Raw genomic sequence first — 26,175 nt, forward strand, 5'->3', positions numbered from 1 at the left:
GTTTTAATGCTCCGTATTCAAAGATGATGCCATTAGAAAAAATGCTTAGAAACCCTTCAAAAACCAGGATAAAAAGTCAAAAAATTCTAACTAAAGTATCGTTTTCGGACAGTTACTGTTCAATAACGGACATTGTGTTAATTTGTATTTTATTCAAATAATGCTTCTAAATCCTCTTGATCTAATTTTGCTGCTTCAAAATCAGAAGGGGTAAAATGTACTTGTTTTTCGGCTTTTATGTGATCAAGGATTGCCTCTAAATTGATAAAAAACTGATCCTTGATATATTCAATTGTAGATGGTTTGTGTGCATTTTGATTATATATGAATTCAACTTCTAAATGATCATCTACAATCATTAAATTGATTTCTAATTTGGTAGTAAATTTATTTTGAGGATCGATTTCAGAACCAATATCCACATGTTCATAAACAAAAAATTCATTATTCAACTCATTCCCAAAATGTCCTAAATAATTGAATCTGATTTCAGAGATTGAACTTCTTTCTAGGTATTGTTGATGATCTCCATAATTATAAATCCCATACTCCATTCCATGATCGGGAATCTCTTTGATTTGTTCTTTTATTCTTTTGATGTTTGAACCTATTTCAGCATCATTTATCTCCACTTTTTGTGGATACAAACAGGTAAACCAACCAATTGTTCTTGAAACATCAATTTCATTTAGGTTTCTTCCGTGGTTTTCTAATTCTATGCTAAAACTTGTATCACCTGTCCAATCTCTTAAGGCAAATGCAAAAGCCAACAGTAGAATGGTAAAATTATCACTCCTGTATGCATCATGAGCATCCTTGCTAAGAAATAACGTTTGTTCGGCAGATAACCTCCCTTTTACTTTATCTACCTGCGCCATCTCCCAATTTTCTGTATCAAAATCTAAGGGAATTCTAAATTTTTCGTCTACTTGATTTTTCCAATATTCATCAACTATGGTCCTATTTTTAGAATTAAAATAGGCTTTTAATGCCTCATTCCAATCAATTAATGAAGCTGTTTTTTGTAGAAAAGCGTTGTCTTTACCTTTGGATAATATTTGAAATAAATCATTGAGTAAAATCCTCCAGGAGACTCCATCCACAAGAAGATGATGTGCAGTAACCAATAATTGATTTGCCTTCCCTTTCTGTTTGATAATAGCCGCTTTTATTAAAAAACCATCAGTAATATTAAAACCGTTCCTAAAATTCAAACATGCATTTTTTAAATGTTCATTTCCTGAATCAGAAATATCCAAAACTTCTAGTTTGAAATCCTGAGAAAGCAAGTTCGCATTGTAGAACATCAATCCATTTTCTGGATTGTAGTTTTGACGAAGACCATCGTGCGCTTGAATTAATGTACTGAAAGCTTCCTCTAGCTTCGTAATAGGAATATCTTTTCTTAATTTTAACAATACAGATTGGTTGAAGTAATTCTTGTTGTTAAAATCATGACTAAAAAACCAGTTATCTATCGGAAAAAGATCTCTTTGGCCTTCGATCACTCCTTGGGTATATGAATTGTTCTGTAATTCTGATTGAAGAATTATTTGTTCTATCGTTTGAAAAGTAAGAATATCTTTTACTTTCAGATGAATATCGGCTTCATTCAATCTTGAAGCTATTTGAACAGCCTTGATAGAGTCCCCTCCAAGTTCAAAAAAGTTATCCCTAACACTTATATGCTCTTCTTCCAGGATTTCCTGCCATATACTAATCGATGTTTTTTCAACCTCATTTAGCCTCTCATTCTCATCTGTGTTCTTTTCTTTTTTTAGAAGTGGTGAAGGAAGAGCGTTGTAATCGACTTTTCCATTACCGGTAAGTGGTATTTTATCAATGGTAATGAAATGAGAAGGAATCATATAAAAAGGGAGTTTTTCTGCCAAATAAACTCTCAGTGATATTTCATCTATAGATTCATTGTAATTCTCATTATGCTTAACGTATGCACATAGCAAAGGTTGTGTATTGTTGTTCTTGAAAGTTGTTATTATGCATGTTTCTATACCTTCATGTAACAATATTTGATTTTTGATTTCCTCTGGTTCAATGCGATAGCCATTGATCTTAATTTGTTCATCTATTCTCCCTACATATTCAATTACTCCAGAGTCAACAAATTTTGCTAGATCCCCTGTGCGATACATTCTCTGTCCTTCAGAAAAAGGATTTTCAATAAACTTCTCTTTGTTCATCAAAGGATTATTGATATAACCTCTAGCTAATCCGTTTCCTGCTACAAATACTTCGCCATGCACTCCAATCGGAACTGGTTTGAGGCGTTTATCAAGAATATAAATTTGAGTGTTGGCAACAGGTTTTCCAATAGGTACCGTAAGAAAGTTATCTTTTTCATTAAACTCATAAATCATACAACCTACAGTAGCTTCTGTTGGCCCATATTCATTATAAATTTCAAGATTATCGCCAAAAATACCACGTATCTCTTTTGCTAAGGCAGTATCCAATTTTTCACCACCAACAATCATTCTTTTTACGTGACAACCTTTATCAATTACATCAGATGTATCGAGTTTTGTGATTAATCTCAAATGCGAAGGAGTGAGTTTTATAATGTCAACCTTATTTTCTTTTAATATTTTTTCTATTAATACCTCTTGATCATTATTATGATAAATAACGATTTTATTCCCAGATACCAATGGGGTAAAGATGGAAGTAATCGTTAAATCAAATGAAATTGAAGTGTGTAAAGGAAATGCAAGCTGTTCCCCTTTTACATAACTTTCTGAAGCCCAATCGATATAATTAATTAGAGATCCATGTTCTATCATCACTCCTTTTGGGTTCCCCGTGGTTCCAGATGTATAGATAATATATGCTAAATCTTTGGAGTTACCAGTAACATTAAGATTGTCTGTTGTTCTATCCAGTGAATCGTTATCTACACAAACCACAGCGCTCTTTACATCTTTTGAAGCACTTGCCATTTCGGAAACCATAGATTGATAATTAGTACTGGTCACGATTAACTGAGACTGACTATCATCTAGTATATATGCAATCCTATCTTGTGGCAAATCCGGCGTTATCGGCACAAAGTTTCCTCCCAGTTTTAAAACCGCTAGAACACTGATAACAAACTCTGGTGATTTTTCCATGATGATAGCAACGGTTGCTTTTGGCTGGTCGACAAGCTCTTTAAGACGTAATGCCAACGAGTTTGCTTTTTCATTCAACTCTACAAATGAGAGTTGGTTTTCTCCAACAGCCATCGCTATACGATGTGGATGTTTTGTTACCTCTTCTTCAAATAACTCGTGAATTGTTTCCTTTTCAGGTAAATTCTTTTCAGTGGCGTTAAACTTTACAATTTGATCGGTATACTCTTTTGCTGTTATCGTTGCCAATTCCTCTAATCGAAGTTCTGGCATCTGAACGATTTGATTCACAAGAAGGCGAAAATGGTTGTTGAATTGAACCATTTTTTCTTCAGAAAACAGTTTATTTGAATACTCTAAAGCAAAACTGATTTCATCTTCTCCATTAAATACTTCGAGGGACAAGTCAAATTTGGAGAATCCTGGATCAAAATCATAATTAGAAATCTTTACCTCATCAAAACCAAGCCTGGTAATATCAGTATCTTGATACAAAAACATCGTATCAAAAATAGGATTTCGACTAACATCTCTCACTCCCTTTTGGCTTTGTACCATTTTTTCAAATGGATAGTCTTGATGATCTATAGCAGATATGATCTTATGTTTAACAAGCTCTACTAACTCTGTAAATTTTATTCCCTCCTCTATCTGTACTCTAATAGGTAAATTGTTTACAAACATTCCTTGTAGGCTCTGTAAACTAGGATGTCTCCTACCCCCTACAGGAATTCCTATTATTAAATCGTTTTGTCCAGTATATTTGGAAAGTAAAACACTGTACATTGAAAACAAAAGTGAATGTAGTGTACATCCTTTCTCTTGAGCTAAACCTTTCAGTCTAGTAGAGATTGAGTTATCCAATGTAAATGCGAGTCTTTTTCCAGTTGTTTCAAAAATTGCCGGTCGCTGATCATCCAAAGGCATTTCCAAAAGTGGTAGATCCCCAGATAGTTCTGTTTCCCAATAATTTTTGTGCAGTTGAAAGTCTGTACCCTCATGCTTATTTCTTTCCCAATACACAAAATCTACATAATTAGCATCGAGATTTGGTAAAGAAATGTCTCTATATAAACTAAAGAGTTCTGTTAGAAAATTATTTACGGAGATTCCATCAAATATGATATGATGAAAATCCAAGAACAATACTTGAAACTCTTTTTCAGTTTTAACTAGTTGTGCTCTAAATAAAGGAGGTCGTGATAAATTGAATGGTTGTACCAAAGATTGAATTTGGTTTTCTAGTTCCTCCTTATTCGTCTCTACAATGCCTAACTCAAAATCAATTGACTCGTGAATATAAAATTTTGGTTCTACGTCCAACTCAAATGACATTCGCAAGGAATCATGTCTCTCTATCAACTTATGTAAACTATCTGAGAGCTTTTCCTCATCTATCTTTCCCTGAATTTGAATAGCAAACGGTAAATTATATCCAATACTATTATGATCCATAGCCCAAGAAAAGTAAAGTCTTTTTTGAGCGGCTGACAAAGGATGATAATCTTCGTCATTACTTATCCCAGGAATGTCCTCATAAAAAGAAGTTTCTAATTGATCTATTACACTCAATAATTCACCTATTGTCTGTTTATTGTAAAGCTGCTCCAATGGAAGATTGACTCCCAATTCTTTGTTGAGAATCATTTCCAACTCTGCTGCTCTTAGAGAGGTTCCTCCTATTTCAAAGAATTTATCATCGATTGCAATAGTTTCTTTATTCAAAACCTTTCTCCAGGCAGAAAGTACTATTTCTTCTTCTTCGCTTTTAGGGATAAAAACTTTACCCTTTTCCTCTTTTATCTGGTTTGTAACTGCATTGATCTGTGCAATTAATTCATTAAATGTTCCTCCTTTATATTGAGTGAGTAGTTTGTATCTCTGTAGTTTCCCGCTGGTTGTTCTTGGGATATCCCTAACAGGAAGAATATGATCAATTTCAAATCCAAAATCCAGATTTACCTTAGTTCTTATTTCTTGTAGCAGTGGAATGAATTTTTCGATTTTTCCTCTAAAAAATACGAAAGCGATCACCTCTTCTTTTTGTAAATCAGGATTAAAATGTCCTGTTACTACTATTTTGTTTAATTCAATACCATCAATATCCAATGTAGCATTCTCAATATCATGAGAATAATAATTCTGACCATTAATGAAAAAAACATCTTTTGCTCTTCCGGTTATATACAGACAATCATCATACATAAAACCAAGGTCGCCCGTCTTTAACCAGGTATTTGAAATTGCCTCCTCGGTAGCAGTTTTATTATTATAATAACCAGAGGTCACATTATTACCTTGGATTTGAATATGACCTATGAATTTCTCATTCAAAGTTTCATTATCATCATTCGTAATTCTAACCGCACAGTGATCAATTGATTTTCCAACATTTACAAAAGAAACACTCTCCTTTCCAGCATTCGTAATTTCTACTTCTGCTCCAAAACCTAACTTGTCTCTTTTCACGTTACAAGAAATGACATCTTGATTGATGTCGGACATCGTAACCGCTAGACTAGCTTCTGCTAATCCATAAACAGGACACATTGCATTAGGATTCAAACCAAAAACACTACCGTAGCTAATGAATTCGTTTGCTATTTTTTCTGAAATAGGTTCTGCTCCGTTATAGATAACCCTAACATTGGACAAATCCCACTGATACTCTTCAGTATTCGAACAGTGTTTTAAAACATAACTATAACCAAAGTTTGGTGAACAAAGGATAGTAACCTTATGTTCAGAAGCTTTTTCTAACCATAAACCAGGGCGTCTAACAAATAAATTTGTAGGCATTATGTATTGATTCATCCCTTTGAAAAGCGGATTGATATGAAAGCCAATCATTCCCATATCATGAGTCAAAGGCATCCAACTTATCATACTATCACCATCTTCATACTTTGCCGCATTGCTTATATCTGTAACATTCGTTATTAGGTTTTTATGAGTAAGAACCACTCCTTTTGGGATACCTGTAGAACCTGAAGAGAACTGAATAAAAGCAATATCTTCCTCTACAACAGGGTAAATATCTCCACTACCCTTATGTTCAAGAGTTTTTTCTACTTCAACAAAACTAGATTGAATCTCTTCTAGAACTTCTTCGTAGTGATTATTATTTGCAAATTTTTCTAATTGCTGTAATTGCTTAGTACTTCCTATGATATGAGGTTTGTTCAATACTTCCCAGATCGAAAACAGCTTGAGTCTATGATCATCTTTTTGACCTATAGTAACTGGAACAGGAATTATTCCTCCAAGAATGCAAGCCCAAAAAACAATAATAAAAGTTTTATTATCCTCTATTTGAAAAACCAATTCCTCTTTTGGTTTCAACCCTTCTTGTTGTAGATATGACAAAACCTCTATTGCCCTATGATACAATTCATGATACGATAAAAAATCTTCGGTTGTACCATTAACAATAAAAACTATTCCTTTATCCTTAAGATTACTTCTTGTTTTTAGGATATTGATCAATGTTGAATTTTCCAAAACTTTAACTTGTGATTTAATTGAACGATTCTCTAAGTGTTAGACAAACCTAATAGTATCTAATACCCTAATTGTACTGGTTGTTGCAAGAAACTAGACGGTATGGTGGCCACAATATTCAACCTAAGTGAATTAATGCTCACTAGGATTTTATTAATATTTCTATTTTCTAAAATCTTACATTTCAAACCTGATAAAGGCCCGTAATTGATTTCTTTAATATCACCAATTGCTGGTATTTGAAAATCAGCTTTTACATCGATTACGTCTTTTGTACCAATCAAAATTTTGATTTTATCAATTTCATTTTCGGTAACCTTTGCATACTCTGCTCCAAATCGTATATACATACAAGCTCCATTAACAGACAAAGCCTTTGAGAAATCCTTGGTTGAATTTATTTTGACAAATACATAAGAAGGAATTAGAGGCTTCAAAACTGTCTTTTTACGATCACTCCATTGCTTAACGGTCTTTATCATTGGAGCAAAAGCTTCTATATTATTTTCATGTAGTAGTTCTTCTACTTTTCTTTCATGACGTGATCTCACGTACAAAACATACCATTCACCTAACTTAAAACCCATGTGTGTATATTTAATAAATTGATTAAAAGATATAGCTTCGCTTCCCTGACTCACATTTCATATCTTCTTAAAAATATGATTGGATAATCAAGTAAAAAGGTCTCTACAAAAAGCTCTTGTAACGATCCCTTTATTTGTCATAATGGTTTAAAGATGTATACTTGGAATATTGATGTCTTCAAACTGAGAAGTATCGTATTGAAGATCTATTCGTGTAATAATCGTTAATAAAAGTCTATTAACTTTATCCTTAAGCCCAAAACAAACTTATAAGGAAATCCACTTAAAATAAAGTGTATTTACTACGAATTTATAAATTACAGGCTTAAAATTTATAAATATTAAGGAATTAAAATAAGATTTAATTAACTGATAATTAGTGTTTTAAGAATAAATATTTTTTTTTTACGGTTTTATTAAGTGAACTTAAACCTTATACCATTATATGATTTAAAATTTTATAAATTCTGATTAAAAAGACACTATAATTTCATCATTTCTTTAACATTTACAAACGTATGTTTCATAAAAATTAATGTTCAACTAAGTACGCTTCCCTAACCAAAATCTTCGGGTGTATCGTTATTCATTCTATATTCAACCAAATCGTTTTAGATTTCGATTTCACAATTTGCGTAAAACCCTCTTTCATGAAGTCACTAAATGTGAAAGAGACTAATACCAAAAATCTAATACATATACTTCAAAAGACCTTATTAGACAGTTCTGAAAATAATATGGATAACAGGAAATGGGAAATGCGTCTGAAACTTTCTAGGAAAGGTATTAATTCATGAAAAAACACCTTTGTAATCTAATGACTACAAAGGTGTTACATTACTTATCCAATATCATATCTTATAAAAAACCTTGTTATTCAGATAAAATTATTCTTTTGACGATATGTTGCTCACCAAAACTTATTTTGCACAGATATAGTCCTGAAGCTAATTCGCCGTTTTTATTAAATATAGTCGTATAATTCCTAAAAGATGTTATTTCATCATCCAAAAGTGTTTGTATCAGCACTCCAGCTATAGAGTAGATTTCAATCTTTACATGTCTATTTTCATTACTTTCAAAAGTTATATTCACTGCATCTTTCGATGGGTTCGGAAATACAATCGCTTTGACTATTACATCGTTTTTTGTTACATCATTCTTCAAAGTATCTTTAATAGGATTGATCAAAGTGCTAGTTGATCTCGCGCAGATGGAATTTACCGGTATTCTTTGTTCGATTGTACAGCCATTAATGGGGTTAATAGCTTCAACGGTATAAATACCTGCCGCACTAATAAAAACCGGGTTCTGTTGTTCTGGAAAACCTCTCCAATTATATATCAGATCTGTATTTGATGAAAAAGCATTCAAGGTAACAACTCCGTTTGAACATTCTACAGACACATCAAAGTCAGGTAAGGTCGTATCTTCATTCACGGTGACCACATCTTCAGTCACACATCCGCTGGTAGGATTGGTCACTGTAACCGTATAGTTGCCTGCAGCGGTAACGGTAATCGGATTCTCATTCAATGCAAAACCTTCCCATTGGATAGCAGCTCCAGTAACCGGTGTAATAGCCGTCAAGGTTACTTCACTAACCGTACAATCAATCACTCCATTATTACTCGTAGTAATGGTGACTTCTGGTAAGGTAGTATCTTCTGTTATGGTGACTATATCTTCAGTCACACATCCGCTGGTAAGATTAGTCACTCTCACTGTATAGTTACCTGCAGCTGTAACGGTAATCGGATTCTGATTCAGTGCAAAACCTTCCCATTGGATAGCAGCTCCTGTAAATGGTGTGGTAGCAGTTAGAGTTACTTCACTAACCGTACAATCGATCACTCCATTGTTACTCGCGCTAATGGTAACCTCTGGTAAGGTAGCATCTCCAGTTACAATAACTACATCTTCAGTCACACATCCGTTGATAGGGTTAGTCACACTAACCGTGTAGTTGCCTGCGGCGGTAACGGTAACTGGGTTCTGATTCAATGCAAAATCTTCCCATTGGATATCGGCTCCTGTAACCGGTGTAATGGCTGTCAGGGTTACTTCACTAATCGTACAATCAATTACTCCATTATTACTTGCGGTAATGGTGACCTCTGGTAAGGTAGTATCTCCAGTTACAATAACTACATCTTCAGTCACGCATCCGCTAGAAGGATTCGTCACACTAACCGTATAGTTGCCAGAAGCGGTAACGGTAATCGGATTCTGATTCAGTGCAAAACCTTCCCATTGGATATTTGCATCTGTAATCGGTGTGGTAGCTGTCAAGGTTACTTCACCAACCGTACAATCAATTACTCCATTGTTACTCGCGCTAATGGTAACCTCTGGTAAGGTAGCGTCTCCAGTTATAATAACTACATCTTCAGTCACGCATCCGTTAGCAGGGTTAGTCACACTTACCATATAGTTGCCAGCGGCGGTAACGGTAACCGGATTCTCATTAAAGGCAAAGCCTTCCCATTGGATATTCCCATCCGCAATCGGTGTGGTGGCGGTTAGAACAACTTCACTAACTATACAATCAATCATTCCATTATTACTTGCGGTGATAGTAACCTCTGGTAAGGTAGTATCTTCAGTTACGGTGACTATATCTTCAGTAACACATCCATTGGTAGGATTGGTCACTGTAACCGCATAATTACCTGCAGCTGTAATGGTAATCGGGTTCTGATTCATTGCAAAGCCTTCCCATTGGATAGCAGCGTCTGTAATCGGTGTCATTGCTGTCAGGGTTACTTCATTAACCGTACAATCAATCACTCCATTATTACTTGCTGTGATAGTTACTTCTGGTAAGGCAGTATCTTCAGTTACAGTGACTACATCTTCGGTCACACATCCATTGGCAGGATTCGTCACACTAACCGTATAGTTACCTGCAGCGGTAACGATAATCGGATTCTGATTCAATGCAAAACCTTCCCATTGGATAGCAGCATCTGTAACCGATGTGGTAGCGCTTAGGGTTACTTCGCTAACTGTACAATCAATCACTCCATTATTACTAGCGGTAATGGTAACCTCTGGTAAGGTAGTATCTTCTGTTACAGTCACCACATCCTCAGTCACGCATCCGCTAGCAGGATTAGTCACACTAACCGTATAGTTGCCAGAAGCGGTAACGGTAATCGGATTCTCATTTAGTGCAAAACCTTCCCATTGGATATCAGCTCCTGTAATTGGTGTGGTGGCTATTAAAGTTATTTCACTAACCACACAATCAATTACTCCATTGTCACTCGCTGTGATAATTACTTCTGGTAAGGTAATATCTTCATTTACGGTGACTATATCTTCGGTAACACATCCATTAGTAGGGTTAGTCACACTAACCGTATAGTTACCTGCAGCGGTAACGGTAATCGGATTCTCATTTAGTGCAAAACCTTCCCATTGGATATCAGCTCCTGTAATTGGTGTGGTAGCGGTTAGAGTTACTTCACTAACCGTACAATCAATCACTCCATTATTACTTGCTGTGATAGTTACTTCTGGTAAGGCAGTATCTTCTGTTACGGTGACTATATCTTCAGTCACACATCCGTTGGCAGGATTAGTCACACTCACCGTATAGTTGCCTGCAGCGGTAACGGTAATCGGGTTCTCATTCAGTGCAAAACCCTCCCATTGAATAGCAGCTCCAGTAACCGGTGTAATAGCCGTCAAGGTGACTTCACTAACCGTACAATCAATCACTCCATTATTACTCGTAGTAATGGTGACTTCTGGTAAGGTAGTATCTTCTGTTATGGTGACTATATCTTCAGTAATACATCCGCTGGTAAGATTAGTCACTCTCACTGTATAGTTACCGGCAGCGGTAACGGTAACCGGGTTCTGATTCAGTGCAAAACCTTCCCATTGGATAGCAGCTCCTGTAACTGGTGTGGTAGCTGTTAAGGTAACTTCATTAACCGTACAATCAATCACTCCATTGTTACTTGCTGTGATGGTCACTTCTGGTAAGGTAGCATCTCCAGTTATAATAACTACATCTTCAGTCACACATCCATTGGCCGGATTAGTTATACTTACCATATAGTTACCGGCAGCGGTAACGGTAACAGGGTTCTCATTCAATGCAAAGCCTTCCCATTGGATAGCAGCTCCAGTAATCGGTGTGGTAGCGGTTAAGGTTACTTCACTAACCGTACAATCAATCACTCCATTGTTACTCGCTGTGATGGAAACTTCTGGTAAGGTAGTATCCTCAGTTACAGTGACTATATCTTCAGTCACACATCCATTGTTAGGATTGGTCACACTCACCGTATAGTTACCTGCAGCGGTAACGGTAATCGGATTCTGATTCAGTGCAAAACCTTCCCATTGGATAGCAGCATCTGTAATTGGCGTAGTAGCGGTTAGAATAACTTCACTTACCGTACAATCAATCAATCCATTATTACTCGCGGTAATGGTGACTTCTGGTAAGGTAGTATCTCCAGTTACAGTGACTATATCTTCAGTCACACATCCATTGTTAGGACTGGTCACTGTAACCGTATAGTTGCCTGCAGTCGTAACGGTAACAGGGTTCTGATTCAGTGCAAAGCCTTCCCATTGGATATCAGCATCTGTAATCGGTGTAGTAGCCGTTAGAGTTACTTCACTAACCGTACAATCGATCACTCCATTATTACTTGCTGTGATAGTTACTTCTGGTAAGGCAGTATCTTCAGTTACAGTGACTACATCTTTAGTCACACATCCGTTGGTAGGATTAGTGATACTTACCGTATAGTTACTTGCAGCCGTAACGGTAATCGGATTCTGATTCAGTGCAAAACCTTCCCATTGGATATCGGCTCCTGTAACCGGTGTAATGGCTGTCAGGGTTACTTCACTAATCGTACAATCAATCACTCCATTATTACTTGCGGTAATGGTGACTTCTGGTAAGGTAGTATCTTCAGTTACGGTCACCACATCCTCAGTAACACATCCATTGGCAGGATTAGTCACACTAACCGTGTAGTTACCGGCAGCGGTAACGGTAACCGGATTCTCATTCAATGCAAAACCTTCCCATTGGATAGCAGCATCTGTAACCGATGTGGTAGCGCTTAGGGTTACTTCGCTAACTGTACAATCAATCACTCCATTATTACTCGCGGTGATCGTTACCTCTGGTAAGGTAATATCTTCAGTTACAGTGACTACGTCTTCAGTAACACATCCGTTGGTAGGATTCGTCACACTCACCGTATAGTTACCGGCATCGGTAACGGTAATCGGGTTCTGATTTAGTGCAAAGCCTTCCCATTGGATATTAGCTCCAGTAATCGGTGTGGTAGCCGTCAAGGTTACTTCACTAACGGCACAATTAATTACTCCATTGTTACTGGAGGTAATGGCAACCTCTGGTAAGGTAGTATCTTCAGTTACGGTCACTGTTGTTGAACCTGTACATCCTGCTACAGTAGTCACCACCAACGTATAATCTCCCGACGTGCCTACTGTAATTTGTTGTTCTGAAGAAGTGAAATTATCCGGGCCTGTCCATTGATATGTAACACCAAGTACAGAAGTCTCACCTGTTATAGTAACTGTATTGGATATACACGAAAGAGTACCTTCAACCGATGCAGTAACATCTATATTATTACCTTCAATTCCTTTTACCTCTATATTATCAAAGGAGTAGATTTCATCGGTTCCTGTATTGAAATGTTTAATAACAATTTGCAGAGAATTACCTTGAACAATAGGAGAAGAGAATGTGGTTAAAGGAAAACTTCCAGAAGCATTATGATCAAAGAATAAAATCTCATTTCCTTGATTTAGGATATAATATGCCCGAAAATAATCTGAATTGGCCTCTAACGATCCTTGAGCTTGAAAATCAATAGATACACTAACATTGGCAAAAGAAGAGATGTTGATGACATCAGATCTCCAGATAGATTCTTGGCCGAGACCATAACTCACAAATTTATTCTCACTCACCCTAGAACGTTCTGCTCTTCCGGAATATGAAAGCGTCCAGGATGTAGCACCGAGATCCTCTATTGTACTATTTGTGAGATCCTGAAAGTCTTCAAGCCAAATTATTTCTTGACCATTATCGATGGAAGAGATGACCTCAACAGTATCTGTATTTGTACAACCATTTGACAAATTAGTTACTGTCAAAGTATATATTCCTGATATCGTAACCGAATTGTTTTGTAAATTACTGGTAAATCCATCTGGACCTGTCCAGTTATAGGTCACATTCGGAATGGTAGAATTCCCCATTAGGGTCACTGAAGACACTGTACAACTTAACACCCCATCGGCAGAGGCTTGTACATCAGGTGCCGTTTTGTCTTCTACTACCGTAACAGTTTCTGAATTACTACACCCATTTTCTGAGGTTACTGTAAGAATATAATCCCCAGGTATGTCTACCTCAACATTCTGAGATGTATTGCTAAATCCATCGGGACCTGTCCAATTGTAGGTCACATTGGGAGTAGCAGAGTTTCCGGATAATGTAACAGAAGACACTATACAAGTCAGCATTTCATCTACAGATGTCTGTACATCAGGAAGGGTCTTATCTTCTTCAACTTCTACGGTAACTGATCCTGTACAACCACTACTGGAAGTAACCTGCAAGGTATATGCCCCTGACTGTGTTACTAAAACGTCCTTTGTTGTTGCTGTAAAACTATCAGGACCACTCCAACTATACGTTACATCATCAGAAGAAGGTCCTCCTATAATCGAAACTTCATTAACAGTACAGCTAAGTACTCCTTCTACAGTGGCAGTAGCTTCAATAACATCTGGTTCTATTGCAGTGACTTTGATATTGTCGAAGTAATAAAATTCGCTGTTAGTAGTAGTTGTTCCTTTTATGATAACTTCTATAGTATCCCCACTAAGTAGTCCCGTGGACACATTGGTATATGAAGAGTTATTATCATTAATCGATCCTGTTTTCTCTGCAAAAAGAACTTTGTTTCCTCCATTGATCCTGTAAAAAAAACGGATATCATCTTTGTTATCCCCATCGATTTCCATATCTCCAGTGCTACGTACATCTACAGATACAAACACATTGTCTTTTCCTGAAATATTGATGGATTCTGAAGTCCAAATCCCTTTATTTCCTTGTCCAGTATTTACTATTTTGAACCTATTGTTTCTTACCTGAACATATCCTGAATGTCCAGTATTTGAGGATGTCCAAGCAGTATTTCCTGTATCTACAGTAGTACCATTGGCAAGGTTTTGAAAGTCTTCTAACCAAAGGGTGTCTTCTGTGTTATTTGATGAATTTACAGTCACCCTATCGATGTCACTACAACCATTCGCAGCATTGGTAACTTTTAAGGTATAAATTCCTACTTGTGTAGCTTCTACATTTTGAGACGAACTATTGAATCCATCGGGACCTGTCCAACTGTAGGTGACATTGGGAGTGGTAGAGTTTCCTAATAAAGTCACCGAAGATACCGTACATCCGAGCGTTCCATCTACAGATGCCTGTACATTGGGTTGTGTTTTATCTTCTTCAACCTCAACAGTAATTGAATCTGTACAACCACTACTGGAAGTAACCTGCAAAGTATATGCTCCCGCTTGGGTAACCCTAACATCTTTGGTAGTCGCAGTAAAACCATCAGGACCACTCCAGCTATATGTTACATGATCAGAAGAAGGTCCTCCAACAATCATAACCTCATCTACAGCACAGGTTAGTATACCTTCTACAGTGGCTGTTGCCTCAATAGTATCTTGTTCTATTGCAGTGATTTTGATATTGTCGAAGTAATAAAATTCACTATCGGCAGTAGTTGTACCTTTTATGATAACTTCTACAGTATCTCCACTAATTAAACCCGTTGATACTTTGGTATATGAAGGGCTATTATCATTAATCGATCCTATTTTCTCGGCAAAAAGAACTTTGTTTCCGCCATTGATCCTGTAAAAAAAACGGATATAGTCTTTTTTATCCCCATTGGTTTCCATATCTCCTGCGCTACATACATCTACAGATACAGAAACATTGTCTTTTCCTGAAATATTGATGGATTCTGAAGTCCATATTCCTTTATTTCCTTGTCCGGTATTGACAATTTTAAATCTATTATTTCTTACCTGAACATATCCTGAATTCCCAGTATTTGAAGAAGTCCAGGCAGTATTTCCTGTATCTGTTGTAGTGCCATTACCAAGATTTTGAAAGTTTTCTAACCAAAGGGTATCTTCTGTATTATTTGATGATTTTACAGTTACTGTATCGATATTACTACAACCATTGACAGCATTCGTAACTTTTAAAGTGTAGGTACCTACTTTGGTAACTTCTGGATTTTGAGATGTACTAGTAAAACCATCGGGGCCTGTCCAACTGTAGGTGACATTGGGCGTGGTTGAGTCTCCTGACAAATTCACCGAAGATATTCCACACCCCAGCATTTCATCTACAGACGCCTGCGCATTTGGTGGTGTTTTGTTTTCTTTAACCTCAACGGTAATTGAATCTGAACACCCCGATGTAGGAGAAACGGTGAGCGTATAGTTTCCAGGAACTCCAACACTAATATTTTGATTGGTACTACTAAAACCTTGGGGACCATCCCATTGGTACGTCACATCATTTGAGGATGCACCTCCGGTAATGTTTACTTGAGAAGTACGGCATGTAAGAATACCTTCTACAGTAGCACTTGCCGCTACAGTATTTAAAAAAGTACTTACAACTTTAACATCGTCTAAGTAATACCTCTCGGTTGGGTGAGAGTTTCTTAATCTTACTACCACTTGTAATGTATTTCCATTTAACAAGGGGGACCTGGCGACATCATAACCAGTACCATTTGTTGTCCCATCTAGACCGTAGATATCATTAAAAAAAGTGTTCTCGGCTTCTCCATTTAATATGTAGCCTACTTTTATAAAATCACTACTCTCAAAATAGTCATCGTTACTTACGGTTTCACTTCTAAGTACTGCAGATATTTCTAGATCTTTTTGAGAAGAGATATCGATAACTTCTGATAACCAAATTCCTTCATTGGCGTCATCAAACGATGCTTTTAATTCATTATTTTTTACTGAAAAAAAACCTGAACCAGTATTTTGTAAAGACCAGCTTGTAGCACCTGTATCTGAGGTAGTTCCATCCGCAAGATTAAAATTTTCATGCCATATGGCATTATTAACTTGAGGTGAAGAGGTAATGATAATAGTATCCGTTGCAGTACCTGAAGAAGTAGTTACCGTAACTGAGTATGTTCCTGATCTCGAAATTTCTATCTGTTGTAATGATGAAGTAAAATCAGGCCCAGTCCAACTGTAAGAAGCATTGGTAGCATTGGTGGTTGCTGATAGTGTTAACAAAGGATCCGAACAAGTTAATACTCCATCATTACTAGCCAAGATGGTCACTGATAATGAAGAATGATAAGGTTCGCTGGCAGTACCTTTAACCAGGTTTTGAAAATCGTTGTTTATTATTGAACAATCTGGAGTAGCTGCTAATACTGCTGTATGTAGTATTAGAAAGAGTAACATTAAAGATTTGTAAAACTCTTTTTTAAAGTAATAATTTGTCATATTTCAGGGGTTATTGGTTAAACAAGGAGGGAGTCTAATTAGCTTCTGTTTTTCTAATTGCTATATATCGACTTATACTTCATAGAGAAGAAAAAGACGTTTCCAAAAAACTATGTAATTGATGTTATTCTATTATGAAGTAATGTCTCACTCTTTTATAATAAATTCACATCTTCTATTCTGTTCATGTTTTTCTTCGGGACAAGGAACTCCGTCTATACATTCATTATATAACCTTCTTTCTCCATAGGCTCTACCACGAATCCTTCTCCAGTTGATGTTTCCTTCGTCTGTCATATAACTAACTGCAGATCTCATTCTCTGAACACTTAGCTTTTTATTATACCAATAACTTGATCTACTATCGGTATGTCCATGAACTTCCATTTTCATTGTTGGATATATGCTCATAAGATCTACAACCTTATTTAATCCAAACTCGGCATCTTGTCGTAAGTCACTAACATCAAGATCAAAATTAATAGGCATTGGTACCACCATAATTAATTGAAGTCTTTCCTCTAATTTTACCGAACCATAGGGAACACCTGAAGCTTTTAATCGATTATTTTCAATCCCCTGACTTAAGAAGTATGCTCTAATTTTATCGGCCCTATCTTGGGCTAAAACAGGTTGAGTATTATACTTATCTAAATACGATGCTATACTTACGATTACTTTGGGGTATTTCTTAAGTAGCGTGGCTATTTCTTCTAATTTACTTTGTGATGAAGGTAAAATCTCAGTTGTATTTTCAGAAAAATGTGAATTATCAGCAATAAGTTCGAACCTATAAGAATCGCTAGATTCTGAAAAACTAGTATTAAGATCACTACTACTTGTGTAATCGGTATTGCTTTCCAGACTTAACTCTTTTTCTAGTTCTATTACTTGCAGATACGTATCTGTATATTCGGTTTTATTAATAAAATGCTCGTAAGGTATATATCCTTCTTTTTCCGCTTTAATCATGTAAGCGTCTTTTAATTGTTCTGAAGAAAACTTGTATTCTGCTCCATCTTGTATAATTTGACTATCTATTATCCTATTTTTGTCATCGTATATCGATACTGTAGTGCCTTCTAAATAGGCTCTGGTATCTTTATCTAATATGGTTCCTAAAATGGTATTGATATCAAAACTTTTTATTCTGTTATATTCGAACAAACTATAAATATCATCTTTGCCTTTTCCTCCTTCTTTATTAGAAGAAAAATATCCTTTTCGAGAATTACTATCTATGAAAAAACCAAAATCATCCTTGGCACTGTTAATAGGTTTTCCAACATTTATAACTTCTATAGCTTCTTTTGTAAGATCAACAAAAAATACATCTAATCCACCTAGACCATAATGACCATTTGAGGTAAAATAGAACTCTCCATCTTTGCTTACAAAAGGAAATGTATCTTTTCCTGGAGAATTGATTTTAGGACCTAGATTGAAAGGCAAACCTAATTCACCGTTTTCATTTATGGTGACACCATAGATATCTGAGTCACCATATCCTCCTGGTTTATCTGATGAAAAATAGAGTGTTTTTTCATCTGGACTTAATGAAGGATGACCAACAGAGTATTCTTTCTCATTAATAGATAGTGACTCTGGTACAGACCATTTTCCTTTTTCATCCTTTACGGATTTATAAATCCCTAAAATGTCTAGCTCATTCTTATTACTACCTATTTTATTTTTAGTAAAGTATATGACATTGCCTTCTTGATTGAAAACCGGAGTTGACTCATGAAATTTGGTATTTAATTCTGGAGCAAACGGTTCTACTTCGTAAAGATTTCCTGTCTCGGGATCAATTTTTGCTTGATATAAGGATAAAAAGGATTCGTCAGTCCATTTATGAATTCTCTTTTTTAATAGTAAAGTATCCCTTGAAGAACTAAAAATGATAAGATCTTTATATTGCGCCGATCCAAAATCTGTAAAAGGTGAATTAATAGTCTGATTTTCTATCTCATATCTTCCCGATTGATACTCTATTTTCTTTAGGTAATCGCTATTGGCTAAGGGTATTGTTTTCAAATTATCATACTCACTATTCTGATAATATTGATCCATGTATTGATCTGCCAAACTATACTCCCCTATTGTTCTAAGACATTGGGCATACCTAAATACATATTCATTCGTGATCTCATCGGGATAGTTGTCAACAAATTCTTTATACCATTCTGCAGCTTTTTCTAACTCACTATTAAAATAATAGCTGTCTCCAAGCTTTTTAAAAATTTCAGGGCTTTTATATTCCAGTCCTAGAACTTTCTGGTATGTCTCCTGAGCATTTATATATTGTTTTTCTTCAAATTGTTTATTGGCAATATTCAGAATTTTCTGCTGTGCCTGTATAACACCAAATGATATTGATACAATCAAAAAAACAATATGTTGAAGTAATTTTTTGTTCATTGTTTCTGTTTGTAAATATTTTGCGAGTTCAACAAAAATCAATAAGAATGTTTTTCTTTTTAGATTAGAAGAACCGTGGAGTTAACCCTCTTTTAAATATTTTCTTTAATTCAAAACGCATTATGAATTCGTAGGAACCATTGGTATAACGAGTGTTTCCTAATTCTGACAATTCCCTATCATAAGAAAACCCCAACATTAAACTTTCTGATATATTAAAACCAGCCAGTGCACTAACTGCTTCGCTAAACCGATAAGAAACTCCTAGCGTGAACGTATCATAAAACAAAACATTTGCAGAAAGATCTACTTGCCAGGGGCTTCCTTCTACATACTTCGTAAGCACAGCTGGTTTAATTTTGATAAGTGGAATTAATTCAACTATAAAACCTGCTATGAGGTAGTAATTAATACGTTCTTTGGCAAGAATATTATTTCTTACACTATTGGTAGACAAGCTTGATTCATCAAAGTGTTCCGTTTCGAGTATATTGGGTGCGCTTAAACCTACATACAAATTATCGGTCCTAAAATAAAGTCCGGCTCCTATACTCGGACTAAATCTTTGATCGATATCCTGAAGTGTTAATTCATCATTTGCATTATATTTCCTAAGTGATATAATGTCTACATTTAATAGGTTTCCTCCAGCATTCATACCAAAACTTAATCTGGCCTTTTCTGATACAGAAATGGTATATGAAACACTAGCGTTAAAATTAGTTTCCTGAGAAGGCCCCGCTACATCATTTATAATAGAGAGTCCCACACCTATTTTGTTTTTTTCATTTATAGGGGAGTGAATGGTAAATGTTTGAGTGCTGGGAGCTCCATCTAAACCCACCCATTGACTGCGATACAATCCCATAATACTAAGCACTCCTCTACTACCGGTATATGCAGAATTCACATTGACGGTATTATACATGTATTGAGTGTACTGACTATCTTGCTGAGCATAACTGCTAACAGAAAATACAGGGGTCAAAAAAAGAAATAAAGAGAATAGTATGAATTTCTCCATAAGGAAAGGTAGGGGTATTAAGAGTTAAAAAGGTATGATAGGTTGGTGCTATCAGTTTATATATACATATCCGGATTTATTGTTCATAGTGCCTGTTAAGTTTTTATATTCAAGAATAAAATAATACGTTCCAGAAGGTAAAGGTCCGTTTTGATTTTTTGCAAAACCATTAAAAAGATCATTACCTTTTTGCTCGTAGCCTTCTGCCTGAAATACTTTTGCTCCCCATCTGTTATATATGATCAAGCTGTTCTCAGGGAATTTGTTTAACCCGGCAATACGAAACTCATCATTCAAACCATCTCCATTTGGGGTAATAATCTCATAAATTATAAATATGTCTTCTTCTAATAGGGTTGTAATGGTAGGATCTTCTCCATCTCCATCTCCATCATCATCATCGTTAGTATCATTATTAGGGTCATCAGAAAAATCAATAATCTCAATACCATTAGGATCTTGACCCATGGCAAAAGCCTGATTTACCACAGATCCATTACTCAGATCTTCTTCGGTTATATTGTATATTCCTGTAAATGTTGAATTATCTACTTCTCCGACCTGTAAATTAATAGGCCCTCCATTAAGCGTAATGCCGGGTAATGGGTCTGAAATAACAATATTGGTAACATCTTCATTTCCATTGTTTTCAACACTAAAAGCATATTCAATTTGGTCACCGATATTTAATATTCCATCGGCATTAGTGTCTATGTAAGTTCCAGTTTTTGATAGTGCTAAATTGGGATTAGGTATAAAAACATCATCATCGCTAATAGTAGCAGTTTCCATATTATTAGCCATATTGACACTTCCAATACTGGGCGCAGAAATAGTAGCAATAATGGTCTCTATAGGTTCTATTTCGGTATCGTCTAAAACAGGAACGGTGATCAACACACTATTGGTTCCCTGTACAATAGTAAAAGTCGTAACATTGGTATAATCAACTCCGTTAGTTGCTGTACCTGTAAGGGCTATAGTACCAGTAATATCAGCTCCTGTAGTATTAGTAATGCCTCCATCTATACTAACAGTGAAAGTAGCATCTGATGTTCCTTCAACAGCATCGGATGAAGCAGTGATAGAATATACCAAGCTAGCACCATCATCATCACTTATAGTAGCTGTTGCCATATCATTAGCCATATTGACAATTCCTATATTAGGAGCAGAAATAGTTGCTATAATGGTTTCGATAGGCTCTACTTCGATATCATCCAAAACAGGAACAGTGATCAAGACACTATTGGTTCCTTGCGCAATAGTAAAAGTAGTAACAGTGGTATAATCAACTCCGCTGGTTGCTGTACCTGTAAGGGTTATAGTTCCCGTAATATCAACTCCCGAAGTATTATTAATACCTCCATCAATACTAATGGTAAAAACAGCATCAGAGGTTCCTTCCACAGCATCGGATGAAGCAACAATAGAATAATTTAGAACGGAATCACAGTTAAAACTATCTCCGTTAATCGCCCAAAGATTAGTAACGATAAGATTTTCTCTAGCTTCATTTGACAAACAGTAGGTTAGTCCTTGGGCTCCTAAAAAAACATTGGATTGTACGGTTTGCGCATTCCAGCCAATTAATGTAGCATCGTAGTTAGATGTAGATAAACCACTATTCGAAAGTGCATTAAACATTGATGAAACATTCTGGATATCCCAATTGCCCAGACTTTGATTAAAAGCTAATGCATCAGAAAATATGAAATCAATAAATTGTAATGAACTTGTGACCCATCCACTCAAATCCTGATTAAACACAGGATTACCAGAAAACATACTACTCATATCTGTCACAGAACTTACCGTCCAATTTCCAATGTCCTGATTAAAGTTGGAAGCACTAGCAAACATAAAGGACATATCGGTAACGTTTTGTGTATTCCAACCACTAATATCTTGATTGAAAGCTGAAGCCTGGTTAAACATAAATGACATATTGCTAACATTTATTGTGTTCCAGCCACCAATATTCTGATTAAAAATAGCCGCATTTGAAAACATGGAATCCATATTCATGACAGCGGCCGTAATCCATCCAGAAATATCCTGATTAAATGCTAGAGCTCCGGTAAACATACGTTCCATATTGGTCACATTACTGACATCCCAACCGCCAATCATTCCGTTAAAAGAAGAGGCACCATCAAACATCTGAGACGTATCTGTTATATCGGTCATGATCCATGTAGAAATATTTCCATTAAATGCAGTAGCATTAAGAAATGCTCCCGACATATTGGTTATTAATCCATTATTCACAATCCATCCAGACAAATCTGCATTGACTGATGTTGCACCATTAAATATGTTTTGAAAGGTTATTACTCTTGAAAGATCAGGATTATCTGTAGCATTAATCTGAAAATTTATAGCATCTCTGAAATTTAACTCCGAAACCGATATTCCTCCCCATTGCTCAACAGATAGAATATTTTGCACATTTGTAGGAACTATTTCAAAATTGAACCTTTCAAACTGACCATTTATCCGAACGGTATAAATCCCTGGTATTACATATGTGTGTTGATGTAAAGGGTTTGTGATGTTATTTTCGACTGTTCCATCACCCCAATCGATATTAAAATTGTAGTCTGCAGCAATTCCACTGTTTGGTAAAACAATAATTTCATTAGCTACATTTGTTTGCCAGGTTGTAACAAAATCTTGTGCTCTTAATTTGAAATTATTGGAAGTTAAGAGTAAGAAAAAAGCAAACAAAATCAGCCTACTTCTGCTTACAATATAAGAGAGGACGGGGCATAATTTTTCTATCAATACAGAAAAACTACATACAGGTTTTAAGTGTAGTATTTTTCGCATATAAATAAGTTGGTTGACCACAAATATAAGGCAAAATAATCGATAAAGCGGAAATTTCCCCGAAAAATACAACGGTTAAACTTCAGTATACCGTAGTAAAAACAAGCCTTAATACGAGTAAAAACGGGGAAATATCACCCAAAAACCAACACAAAAAAAGAAGTAAATTTTATTAAATTGTGCTAGCTTCTAATCATTAATATCAATTTTTCACATTACTTATTTTATAAAAATCGAAGTTTCTTCTTATTTTTAATCTCTTAGTATTGTAAATTATTTAACCTGAAATACGACATTACTTTAGCGTCAAAAAAATAATAAAATTTGTAGGCTTTTAAGATTGATCATTTTTATAAAAGTGAAGTATGTAAAATGAAACCTATGTATACAAAAAAAGCTTCCATTTCTGGAAGCTTCTGTGGGCGCGAAGGGATTCGAACCCCTGACCCCTTGGGTGTAAACCAAGTGCTCTGAACCAACTGAGCTACGCGCCCTTTTCAATATTTTTTCGCAATCCTTGTTCCTGATTGCGGATGCAAATATAACACAGTTTTGTAGTCTACCAAAAGAAAATTGAAGAAAAATTAAATTATTTCTGCTACTACAAATGTACTTCCTCCTACATAAATGACATCTTGATCTGTAGCTTCCTGTAATGCAGATTGATAGGCTTCTTGCACCGAGTCATAATGCGCTCCAAGTAATTTGAATTTTTTTCCATTTTTTCTCAATTCATACGCATCCAAACCACGAAGAATATTTGGTTTGGCAAAATAGTAATGTGCATCCTTTGGAAATAATGGCAATATAGTATCAAGATCTTTATCATTAACAACCCCTAAAACGATATGCAAATTATCAAATTTCTCCTCCTCTAGCTGTTTTACCACTTCTTTGATTCCATCTTCGTTGTGCGCAGTATCACAAATTACCTTTGGATGTTCTTGCAAGATTTGCCATCTCCCCAATAAGCTTGTATTCTTAACTACTTGCAGAAGGCCTTTTTCAATATGAGCATCTTCAACCTTCCATCCTCTTTCACGCAATACCAATAGGGTTTGTAAAGCTGTTTTTACATTTTCTATCTGATATCTTCCTTTTAAATCTGTAGCGATCAATGAACCAGTATACGCTTCTGCCAAAAATAATGTACTATTACATGCTTTGGCTTTATCCAAAAACACCTTTTTGGTTTCATTGGTTGTTCTTCCTATTACTACCGGAACATCTGGCTTAATGATGCCTGCTTTCTCTCCAGCAATAGCCTCCAAAGTATTTCCCAAAAAACGAGTGTGATCTAGTCCTATATTTGTGATAACAGATACTTCTGGAGTAATGATATTTGTAGAGTCCAATCTCCCCCCCAGGCCAACTTCAACTACTGCGATATCTATATCCGAGTCACTAAAGTATTGAAACGCCATTCCCACAGTCATTTCAAAAAATGACAATTGATGCTGTTCAAAATAACTTTTGTGTTTCTCAATAAACTCAACAACATATTCTTCGGTGATCACTTTGCCATCAATCCGAATACGCTCTCTGAAATCTTTTAAATGAGGAGAAGTATACAACCCCACCTTATATCCGGCTTCTTGTAATACTGAAGCCAGCATATGACTGGTAGACCCTTTCCCATTGGTCCCTCCAACATGAATGCTTTTGAATTTCTTGTGTGGGTTTTCTAAGTGAGCTGCTAATTGGATTGTATTGTGAAGATCAACTTTGTAGGCGCTTGCTCCTTGACGTTGATACATCGGTAATTGAGCAAACATCCAATCCAGGGTTTCCCTGTAATTCATAAATACTATTCAGAAAGTTTAAATTGATAGATAATGGTCCCCACTTGTTTTACTGGTGCTTTGGCATCACTATTGAACTTGGTAGCCAATGCAGCCCTTTTGGCTGGTTCCATAAGACAAGAAGCGCTATTGGTTGTTCCTTTTACTCCAGGAGTTGCTCTGATTACTCTTCCGCTTTGATTTACCTCTATTCTTACCACAACAATACCGGATTCATTACAATCCTGAACGAACTTTTCTTTATTTAATGCTTTACGACCTCCTAAACGATAATTTCCATCTCCATCTAGCCCTTTTCCGTTACCATAATACTTTTTGGCATTAGGGTCACCATCCGGACTTCCTTTATCTCCCGGAGATCTATCGTTACCTTCTCCTCCTTTGGCCGTCCCATCATTTTTGGGCCCATTAGAAAAGCTATTCAATATATCCAGCGTTGACTTGTCTGGTTTAGGATCAGGTTTCTTTTCCTCTACCTTTTTCGGTGTTTCCTTTACCGTCTTTTTCGTAACCTTTTGATCTGAAGTTTTTTTAGGGACTTCTTTAGTCTTTTCAACCTTCTTTTTAGGTTTTTTCTTTGGTTTTTTATCAATCACTGGGGCATCTTCCAAATCTTGAGTAGCTACCTTTTCTTGAATTTCAGGTGAATCCTCTTGTGGAGTGGGAGCTGTAGAAGCCGATTCGGGTGTTGTATTCTTTGGTGAAGTTTTAATGGGTTTATTTGGCTGTATCTTGCCTGACCCAACCGCTGTAGTACCAAAATTTACAGCAATCCCGCTTTCTTCTTCCGGAACAATGTAACTAAGGCTAAGATAAAACAGTAACAAGATAATCCCTATGTGCAACAATATCGTTAGCACCAAGGATTTTCTTTTATGTTTTGTATCCAGCTTTATCATAATCAATCGGGTTTCACCGCCAGTATAACTTTAAATTTATTTCTATTCGCAATATCCATTACAGCTACTGCACGTTCTATAGGCACTCCTTCTTCTGCTCTCAGAATAATAGTAGGCTCATTTTGTCCTTGTAACCTTGAAATCAAGGTTGATTCTAAGCTACTTTGCGTAATACGCTCGTCATCTACATAATATTGCAATTTATTGGTAATACTTACCGATATGTTTTGCGCGTTGGAGCTCTTTCCTTTAGCCTTCGGTAATATAAGGTCCAAGGCTTCAGGCGTTATCGCAGGAGAGGTCAGTAAAAAAAACACCAATAACAGAAATACAATATCTGTCATCGACGACATACTGAACTCCGGACTTACTTTGTTTCTTCCTCTTAAGTTCATA

The 26,175-nt window shown here is 36.0% G+C and carries 10 protein-coding genes and 1 tRNA gene; 1 reads left to right on the forward strand and 10 read right to left on the reverse strand.

Annotation, left to right across the window (positions count from 1 at the left end):
* Nucleotides 1-149: 149 nt before the first annotated feature.
* Together ACXAGJ_RS23360 and ACXAGJ_RS23365 are read right to left on the reverse strand one after the other, a co-directional pair.
* Complete coding sequence (locus tag ACXAGJ_RS23360) at nucleotides 150-6,629, reverse strand: amino acid adenylation domain-containing protein (RefSeq protein ID WP_474843436.1); 6,480 nt, start codon at nucleotides 6,627-6,629, stop codon at nucleotides 150-152.
* A gap of 59 nt (nucleotides 6,630-6,688) precedes the next feature.
* Complete coding sequence (locus ACXAGJ_RS23365) at nucleotides 6,689-7,216, reverse strand: UpxY family transcription antiterminator (protein WP_474843438.1); 528 nt, start codon at nucleotides 7,214-7,216, stop codon at nucleotides 6,689-6,691.
* 650 nt (nucleotides 7,217-7,866) lie between these two features.
* Here ACXAGJ_RS23365 and ACXAGJ_RS23370 point away from each other — a divergent pair.
* Nucleotides 7,867-8,013 (forward strand): hypothetical protein, encoded by a 147-nt coding sequence (locus ACXAGJ_RS23370; protein ID WP_474843440.1) that lies wholly within the window; start codon nucleotides 7,867-7,869, stop codon nucleotides 8,011-8,013.
* A 76-nt stretch (nucleotides 8,014-8,089) separates the two neighbouring features.
* On the opposite strand, the gene ACXAGJ_RS23375 is transcribed toward ACXAGJ_RS23370, so the two are convergent.
* The 8 genes from ACXAGJ_RS23375 to ACXAGJ_RS23410 form a co-directional block, all read right to left on the reverse strand.
* The gene (locus ACXAGJ_RS23375) at nucleotides 8,090-16,801 is read right to left on the reverse strand and encodes a T9SS type A sorting domain-containing protein (protein ID WP_474843441.1); all 8,712 of its coding nucleotides are present in this window, start codon (nucleotides 16,799-16,801) and stop codon (nucleotides 8,090-8,092) included.
* Between the two features lie 147 nt (nucleotides 16,802-16,948).
* Nucleotides 16,949-19,222, reverse strand: a complete 2,274-nt coding sequence (locus tag ACXAGJ_RS23380) for an OmpA family protein (RefSeq protein ID WP_474843442.1) — start codon at nucleotides 19,220-19,222, stop codon at nucleotides 16,949-16,951.
* Between the two features lie 64 nt (nucleotides 19,223-19,286).
* Nucleotides 19,287-20,246 carry a PorP/SprF family type IX secretion system membrane protein gene (locus tag ACXAGJ_RS23385; protein WP_474843444.1) on the reverse strand — a complete coding sequence of 320 codons (960 nt, stop codon included), beginning with the start codon at nucleotides 20,244-20,246 and terminating at the stop codon, nucleotides 19,287-19,289.
* A 51-nt stretch (nucleotides 20,247-20,297) separates the two neighbouring features.
* Nucleotides 20,298-23,078 carry a BspA family leucine-rich repeat surface protein gene (locus ACXAGJ_RS23390; RefSeq protein ID WP_474843446.1) on the reverse strand — a complete coding sequence of 927 codons (2,781 nt, stop codon included), beginning with the start codon at nucleotides 23,076-23,078 and terminating at the stop codon, nucleotides 20,298-20,300.
* A gap of 419 nt (nucleotides 23,079-23,497) precedes the next feature.
* Nucleotides 23,498-23,572: transfer RNA gene (locus tag ACXAGJ_RS23395), tRNA-Val, on the reverse strand.
* A gap of 90 nt (nucleotides 23,573-23,662) precedes the next feature.
* Nucleotides 23,663-24,880: a bifunctional folylpolyglutamate synthase/dihydrofolate synthase gene (locus ACXAGJ_RS23400; protein WP_474843448.1), complete on the reverse strand. Its 1,218-nt coding sequence runs from the start codon at nucleotides 24,878-24,880 to the stop codon at nucleotides 23,663-23,665.
* A 5-nt stretch (nucleotides 24,881-24,885) separates the two neighbouring features.
* Entirely contained in the window at nucleotides 24,886-25,779 is an 894-nt protein-coding gene (locus tag ACXAGJ_RS23405; protein ID WP_474843450.1) for an energy transducer TonB, read from the reverse strand.
* Nucleotides 25,780-25,781: 2 nt separating this feature from the next.
* Nucleotides 25,782-26,174 carry an ExbD/TolR family protein gene (locus tag ACXAGJ_RS23410; protein WP_073322092.1) on the reverse strand — a complete coding sequence of 131 codons (393 nt, stop codon included), beginning with the start codon at nucleotides 26,172-26,174 and terminating at the stop codon, nucleotides 25,782-25,784.
* Between the last annotated feature and the right edge of the window lies 1 nt (nucleotide 26,175).

This window comes from Aquimarina sp. AWH4_224, from assembly GCF_056160245.1.